This window comes from Nonomuraea sp. NPDC003201 (genome assembly GCF_053590415.1).
The window spans coordinates 1-7,118 of the sequence record NZ_JBSFTC010000442.1; the positions used below are offsets into that span (position 1 = coordinate 1).

7 protein-coding genes are annotated in these 7,118 nt (G+C 70.5%); 4 read left to right on the top strand and 3 right to left on the bottom strand.

Going from position 1 to position 7,118, the window contains the following annotated elements; translation table 11 throughout:
* Positions 1–67: 67 nt before the first annotated feature.
* On the bottom strand, positions 68–403 hold the full coding sequence (locus ACWDX9_RS57170) for a thiocillin family RiPP (RefSeq protein ID WP_397369660.1): 336 nt from the start codon (positions 401–403) through the stop codon (positions 68–70).
* 227 nt (positions 404–630) lie between these two features.
* Positions 631–1,845, bottom strand: coding sequence for an MFS transporter (locus ACWDX9_RS57175; protein ID WP_449971493.1), 1,215 nt, complete (start codon positions 1,843–1,845; stop codon positions 631–633).
* Positions 1,846–1,931: 86 nt separating this feature from the next.
* Between ACWDX9_RS57175 and ACWDX9_RS57180 the strand changes: the two genes are divergently transcribed.
* Positions 1,932–2,399 (top strand): winged helix-turn-helix transcriptional regulator, encoded by a 468-nt coding sequence (locus tag ACWDX9_RS57180; protein ID WP_449971496.1) that lies wholly within the window; start codon positions 1,932–1,934, stop codon positions 2,397–2,399.
* Positions 2,400–2,529: 130 nt separating this feature from the next.
* Here the strand turns inward: ACWDX9_RS57180 and ACWDX9_RS57185 are convergent, their stop codons facing one another.
* Positions 2,530–3,045, bottom strand: a complete 516-nt coding sequence (locus ACWDX9_RS57185) for an N-acetyltransferase family protein (RefSeq protein ID WP_449971499.1) — start codon at positions 3,043–3,045, stop codon at positions 2,530–2,532.
* Between the two features lie 207 nt (positions 3,046–3,252).
* Between ACWDX9_RS57185 and ACWDX9_RS57190 the strand changes: the two genes are divergently transcribed.
* From ACWDX9_RS57190 to ACWDX9_RS57200, 3 genes are all read left to right on the top strand, one after another.
* On the top strand, positions 3,253–4,005 hold the full coding sequence (locus tag ACWDX9_RS57190; protein ID WP_449971501.1) for an NAD(P)H-binding protein: 753 nt from the start codon (positions 3,253–3,255) through the stop codon (positions 4,003–4,005).
* 102 nt (positions 4,006–4,107) lie between these two features.
* Entirely contained in the window at positions 4,108–5,835 is a 1,728-nt protein-coding gene (locus ACWDX9_RS57195; protein ID WP_449971504.1) for a hypothetical protein, read from the top strand.
* Positions 5,836–6,012: 177 nt separating this feature from the next.
* Positions 6,013–6,915: a TauD/TfdA dioxygenase family protein gene (locus tag ACWDX9_RS57200; protein WP_355201302.1), complete on the top strand. Its 903-nt coding sequence runs from the start codon at positions 6,013–6,015 to the stop codon at positions 6,913–6,915.
* The last annotated feature ends 203 nt before the right edge of the window (positions 6,916–7,118 follow it).

The following is a 7,118-nucleotide window of genomic DNA, read 5'->3' on the forward strand; positions in this document are numbered from 1 at the left end:
GCCGCCGGGTGCCACGGCAAGGGCGTGGGAGCGCGCCGCGGGCCGGACCGCGCCCCCCGCGGCACTGTCAGGTCTCCGCCACGCCCGCGCAGCCGAAGGTGGAGGCGGTGGCGACGCAGCCGGTGAAGCAGCTGACCGAGCTGGCGGAGCCGAAGCAGCCGTCGGCCGGGGCCTCGGTGCCGGCCGCGACCTCGAGCTCCTCGATGCTGAACTGACCGGCGGGCTTCGGGGGGAGCGGCGGCGTGGCCACACCCTCCGGGTACGCGATGCCGTACTCGGCCAGCAGCAGGCGAGGCTCGCGGCCGTAACGGGTCTTCACGTCGTCCTCCGACCACGCGGCGGCGATCAGCCTGGCGAACTTCTTGCGGTCCTCGTCACCGAGAATGTAGAGGCTTTCGGCCATCGGGCCCACTCTCCTTCCGCCTCGGCTCGCAGCCGAGATCCGATGGGAGTGGCAGCGGGCATCTGGACTGCTCGCTGCCCCTTGTTGCAGGTCAAGCCTCGCCCGCCGGGCCCCTTCGCCGGTAGAAACAACTAACACGAACCCCTGTGACAACTGTCATGTGACACTTCCCTCAGGTGACGCCGGCGGGCGCGGGAGGACCCGAGACGCGAACGCGCCATCGAGTGTCAGCGGCACGCATCCGATACGGACGCACGTGGTTGCTGCGCCCGCGGTAGAGCGGTGAAGCGTCGGGTCGAGGTGGCCACGAGGAGTCCGAGTGCGGCGTAGGCCGCGCCGAGCAGGCTGGCGGCCGGCCATCCGGCGGCGCTGTAGGCCCAGGTGGTGGTGATCGCACCGAGCGCGGAGCCGAGGGAGTAGAAGGCCATGTAGGCGCCGATGACGCTGCTGCTCTGGTCGGGGCGGGCGTTGGTGAGCAGGTGCTGGCTGCTGACGTGGACGGCCTGCACGGCGAAGTCCAGGACGATGACGCCGGCGATCAACGGCCACAGCGACGACCCCGCTTGGGCGATCAGCAGCCACGAGGCCGTGAGCAGGGCCAGCGACCAGCCGGTGACCGAGGGCGCCAGCCCCCGGTCGGCCCATCGGCCGGCCCGGGCCGCACCCAGCGCCCCGGTGAGACCGGCGAGTCCGAACAGTCCGATCTCGGTGGTGCCCAAGTGCCACGGCGCGGCGCCGAGCGGGAGTGCCAGCCCGCTCCACAGCGTGCCGAAGGAGGCGAACAGGAAGAACGCGACCAGTCCCCGGCTGAGGAAGAGCCGGTCGCCGGCGACCAGACGACCCAGCGATGCCAGCAGCTGCCCGTACCGGGCTCGGGAGCGGCGGATGTCGGCATCGAGGGTGAATCGGGCGGCGAGCGCGAGCATCCCGCAAAGTCCGGCGATCACGAGGTAGACCATGCGCCAGTCGGCCAGCTCGCCCAGCGTGCCCGCGACCACCCGTACTCCGAGGATCCCGATGACCACGCCCGAGGTGACCGCTCCGATGTTGCGGCCGCGCTCGCCGGCCGGTGAGACGGCGGCGACGTAGGCCACCGTGATCTGGACGACCACGGCGAACAGCCCGGCCAGGGCCAGGCCCGCGATCGCGACGCCACCGCTGGGTGCGGCGGCGGCCACCCCCGCCCCTACCGCTGTGAGCAGCAGGTGCACCGTGATGAGTCTGCGGCGGTCGAACAGGTCACCGAGCGGTACCAGCAGCACCAGCCCCGCGAGATAGCCGATCTGGCCGGCGGCGACCAACCACCCCAGCGCTCCTTCCCCCAGCCCGAGGTCCTGGCCCGCGGCCTCGATGACCGGCTGGATGCCGTAGATGGTCGACACCGCCACCGCGCACACCAGCGCGAGCACGGCCCGCTGCCTCCCGGTCAATCCTGACGACATATCACCCTCCAGTAAGTTGCAAAATGCAACCTATCTGAAGCTAAGGCATACTGGTTTCATATTGCAACTCATCTTGGAGGGGGACGGTGGACGTCGCACTCGCCACAGGAAGCGCTTGGACCGACCCGGCCTGCCCGGTCGCACGGACGGTCGACCTGATAGGCGACCGGTGGAGCCTGCTGATCATCCGCGACGCGATGGACGGGGCGACTAGCTTCACCGAGTTCCTTGAGCGGCTGGGGATCGCCCGCAACATCCTCACCGACCGGCTCCGCAAACTCGTCGAGCACGGCATCCTCGACAAGAGCGCCGCCGCTGACGGCAGGCGGCACACGTACCGGCTCACCGAAGCCGGGCTGGACCTCTTCACGGCCGTCGTCGCCCTCCGCCAATGGGGCGAGCGCCATGCCTTCGCCCCGGACGAGTCGCACTCCATCCTCGTCGACGACCAGGGGCGGGAGCTTCCCGAACTCCACCCGCTCAGCCAAGACGGCGCACCGCTCTCCGCCGAGGCGTCACACGTTCGGAAAATTGGTGTGGGATCCCGGTCGTGAGCCGCCGAGGTGGATCACCCTGACGCGTCGGACGTGGGCGGCGAGTGACTGAGCACCTGTAGGCGTTTGTCCTGACGGGCGAGACCTGCTTTCCGGGCCAGTAGTGACAGACGTCAGCCTCGGATGGCCTTCAGCTTCCTGACGTGCTCGCCGCCGGTTCCCGCACCATGAAGACGTCGACCGGGTCCTCGGTCTCCACCGTGAACCCGTGGCGTTCGTACAGCCGTTGTGCGGCGCTCCCCTGCAGGACGTTCAGCCGGACGGTCAGGCCTTCGGCGTCGGATCGCTCCAGCAGTTCGCGCAGCACGGCCGAGCCGAGGCCGCGGCCCTGGAGTTCCTGGGCGAGGTAGAAGTGCTCGAACCACCACGTGTCCTCGTCCGGGCGGAATGTCACGCAGCCCGCGAAGTCGCCGTCCGTCTCGATGACCGACGTGTGGTCCGGGGAGAAGGCGTCCCGGAACCGCTGCCGGACCCGGTGCTCGTCGAAGCGGCCCAGCCGCTGCAGGTCCGGGCGCATGACCGACGCGCGCAGGTCCGCGATCGCCTCGACGTCTCCCGGCTCCGCGCGGCGCAGCGTCCACGTCATCGGGTGGTCCGACCCGATCCCGTGCGTCGCGAACCCCGGCCGCCCCCCGTCTGTTGTCATGCGCGGGAGTATCCCAGAGGGCCGTCCGCAGGCCGGCGACCGGGGGTGGCCGGGCGGGCGCGCAGGCCGGGCGACCGACGGTGGGTGGCCTCGCAGGCCGGTGAACGGGGGTGGGGCGCAGGCTGGTGGCCGGGGTGGGGGAGAAATGGGTGGCAGGTGGCGGGTCGGGGGCGGTTGACTTGGCCGATCTTCGTCGGAGGGAGTTCCATGATCGTGGTCACCGGGGCGTCCGGGGCGCTCGGTCGTCTGGTCATCGACCGGTTGTCCGCTCGGCCCGATGTGGTGGCCGTCGTGCGCGATCCCGTACGGGCCCCGCAGGGCGTCCGGGTACGGCGGGGCGATTACGACGAGCCGGACAGCCTGCGTGAGGCGTTCGAGGGGGCCACGCGGCTCCTGCTCATCTCGTCGCCGGAACTCGACCCGGCGCGCAGGATCAAGCAGCACCTGGACGCGGTCGAGGCGGCGGCCGACGCCGGGGTCGGCGCCATCGCCTACACGAGCCTGCTGGGAGCGGGCACCGTCGCCACCGGCGCCACCGAGGCCCACCACGCCACCGAACGGGCCATCCTCGACAGCGGCCTGCCGTACACGCTGCTGCGCCATCCCTACTACGGCGACGCCTTCGTGCCGCAGGTCTCCGGCGGCGAGCTCGCCGGCAGCACCGGCGGGCGCGGGCTGAACACCGCTTTCAGGTCCGATCTGGCCGAGGCCGCCGTTCAGGTGCTGACCGGGGACGGGCATCTCGGGCGGGCGTACGACTTCACCGGGCCGTTGTGGACCTACCCGGAGGCGGCCGAGGTGCTGGGGGTGCCCTACCGGGAGGTGCCCGATGCCGGGCCGGGGCCGATGAGCTGGCTCAATGCGCAGGTACGGGCAGGCGCGCTGGAGTTCCAGAGCCCGGATCTGGCTCACGTGCTGGGCAGGCCCGCAGAGTCGATGCTGGATCGGCTGCGCGAATAAGCACGCCTGACTCGGGCCTCAAGTTTCGCCCAAGTCCCGCACAACCCTCTCCCGCCAGGCTCCCGGGATCAGTCCGATCTTGAGGAGATTGAGGAGATCGAGGTGCGTAGAGCATGGACGGCGCTGGCCGCCGCCCTGGCACTGGCAGGCGGCCTGGCCGCCGCACCGGCGCAGGCTGCGGCCGCGTCGGTGAAAGTGGGCAGGGTGACGGCCGCACCTGCCCGATATGCGGGCCCGTGTCCGGCCACCACGGCGTTCGCGGCCAAGGTCGCGGTGCGCGGCGCGAACAGGGTCACCTACCGCTGGCTGCGCGGTGACGGCACCAAGGGGCCGATCCGCACGGTCCAGGTCAAGGGCGGGGCGGTGGTCGCACGGGATCGGCAGATGTTCGCGGCGAGCACGTCGGGGTGGCAGGCGCTGCAGGTGCTCAGCCCCCGGAAGGCGACCTCGGCCAAGGCCCGCTTCACGGTGTCGTGTGACCCCCTGCAGCTGGAGGATGTTTCCGAAGACAGAACGCGCATCGGGGTCACGCTGGCCACGCCCGCGCCGTACCGGGGAGTGTGCCGGGCGCCCGGCCGCACGGTGACGTTCGACGGGCGGATCACGGTGTCGAGGACGCCGGCGGCGGTGGCGTACCGGTGGGTGGACGGCGACGGCGGCGCCGAGCCGGTCGAGCGGCTGTGGCTCACCGCGCGGAGCACGGCGGTCAGCTCCCGCCGGACGTTCCTGACCGGTCATTCCGGCCACCGCCGGCTGGAGATCCTGGACGCCAAGGGCCACGTGACGGACTCCGCCCAGGTCCCCTACCGCGTGACCTGCACCGACCCGCCCGAGCCCGGCCCGGTCGCCGCCGCCGCCAACCCGCGGGTGACGCCCGCGCGGTACGAAGGGCCGTGCGGACGGCCGGTGGAGTTCGTGTTCCGCGTCGACCTCGCGGTCACCAAGCCGGCCAAGGTCACCTACCAGTGGGTACGCGGCGACGGCACCACGATCCCCGGCGAGGTCATGCTCGGAGGGGACCTGACCACGGTGCTGGAGACCATCTGGAAGGTGACGGACCCGTCGAAGGTGGGCGGCGGCTCGGCGTACCTGCGCGTCCTCACCCCGAACGCGACCGCCACCCAGCCTGCCGCCTTCACGATCACCTGCCGGGACGGCGACGCGGTCACGATCACCGGAACCCAGGTCATCGAAAGCCGGAACCCGCAGCCCTGTCCGGGAACGTCCAAGCAGTTCACGATCCTCTCGCAGGTCACCCCGACGCCCTCCGCGACGCTGCCGCTCACGATCAGCTATCGGTGGCGCTGGGCCGACGGCAGCCACACCGCGCCGTTCACCCACACCTTCACCCAGGCCGCCGCACTGCGTCCACAACGGGTCTGGGACGAGTGGATCAGCAAGTCCGGCAAGATCTGGCTGGAGGTGACCGCGAACGACAGGGTCACGCGCGGTGAGGCGGTCGGTTACGAGGTCGACTGCGGTGGCAAGCCGCCCGCGGGCTCATACCCGCACGTGGTCTCGGTCACCGAAGCCTCCGTCACCCCGGCGACCTACCGGGGCGAGTGCCCGGTCACGCTGAAGGCCCGGGCCAAGGTGACGGTGTCGGCGCCGATGGAGCAGATGGTGTACGCGCAGTGGTACTTCGACGAGACCTTGGCCGCCTGGCTCGACGGCGCGGCCTTCCCGCCGGGCGATCCGCTGACCAAGGTCATCGAGCGCGAGTTCACGGTGGACGAGTCCACGGGCAGGACCGTCACCGGATACATGGAGACCAGGCTGCCCAACGTCGTCGCCTCAGGCCCGATGACGTACTCGGTCACCTGCACATAGAGAAAACCCTAATTCCCTACCGGTTCAATTGACTTTAGAGGTGGGGCGATCTACGTTTGATGGTGTGACGACGACGGCTCTGACCATCCGGGGTCACGTGGACTTCTGCCGCGTGGCCAGCGCGCTCTGTCCTTCCTTCCGAACGCAGGCAATCCCTCTACCGGAAGGAAAAATCCCATGTCATCCCTGTCCATCATCCCCGTCGCCGGCCGGATAGGCGCGGAGATCTCCGGCGTACGGCTCGGCGGCGATCTGCCTGCCGACGTCGTCGCGGAGATCCGCCTGGCGCTGCTCGGCCACAAGGTGGTCTTCTTCCGCGGACAAGACCATCTCGACGAGCAGAGCCAGGTGGCCTTCGCCCGGCTGCTCGGCGAACCGACCGCCGCGCACCCGACCGTCCCCTCGCTCGACGGGAACGACCACGTCCTCGACCTCGACTACCGCGACGGCCAGAAGGTGGATCGCTGGCACACGGACGTGACGTTCGTGGACCGGCCGCCGCTGGCCTCGGTGCTGCGGGCCGTCGCCGTTCCGGCGGCCGGCGGCGACACGCTGTGGACCAACACCGTGGCCGCGTACGACCACCTGCCCGCCGAGCTGCGGGACCTGCTCGACCGGCTGCGAGCCGTACACACCAACCAGCACGACTACGTCCGCATCGCCACCTCCGACGATCCCGAGCGGGCGCGGGAACGCGCCGAGGTGTTCGCCTCCACGGTGTTCGAGACCGAGCACCCGGTGGTGCGGGTGCACCCGGAGACCGGCGAGCGATCGATCCTGCTCGGCGACTTCGCCAAGCGGCTGGTGGGGCTGTCGGCGCACACGTCCGCCTCGCTCATCCGGCTGATCCAGGAGCACGTCACCGAGGTCGAGAACACCGTGCGCTGGCGCTGGGCACCCGGCGACGTCGCCATCTGGGACAACCGGGCGACGCAGCACCGGGTGGTGCACGACTTCGGCGACCGTCCGAGGCGGCTGCACCGGGTCACGATCGCCGGTGACGTGCCGGTGGGCGTGGACGGCCGGCCCAGTGTCGTGCTGAAGGGCGACGCGGCCGCCTACTCCCCGATCGCCGCCTGACCCCTGCTCCTTGCGCATGGCCCTGGCCCCGATGACGTGGCCAGGGCCATACGCATGTCCGGGCCTTGGGGAACATGTCCGGACCCTGGGGAAAGGGAACGGCCGCCCGGCGATGTGCCGGGCGGCGGGGGGCAGGGGAGTGGACCCGTCTTCAAACCAATCAACTACGACCGAAATTACGTTTTCGTGTTGTTTTTTTTTTT

What these genes read in the sequence shown, in the direction of transcription:
- ACWDX9_RS57170 (WP_397369660.1), bottom strand. Translation starts at nt 403, where the DNA reads ATGGCCGAAAGCCTCTACATTCTCGGTGACGAGGACCGCAAGAAGTTC.
- ACWDX9_RS57175 (WP_449971493.1), bottom strand. Translation starts at nt 1,845, where the DNA reads ATGTCGTCAGGATTGACCGGGAGGCAGCGGGCCGTGCTCGCGCTGGTG.
- ACWDX9_RS57185 (WP_449971499.1), bottom strand. Translation starts at nt 3,045, where the DNA reads ATGACAACAGACGGGGGGCGGCCGGGGTTCGCGACGCACGGGATCGGG.
- ACWDX9_RS57190 (WP_449971501.1), top strand. Translation starts at nt 3,253, where the DNA reads ATGATCGTGGTCACCGGGGCGTCCGGGGCGCTCGGTCGTCTGGTCATC.
- ACWDX9_RS57200 (WP_355201302.1), top strand. Translation starts at nt 6,013, where the DNA reads ATGTCATCCCTGTCCATCATCCCCGTCGCCGGCCGGATAGGCGCGGAG.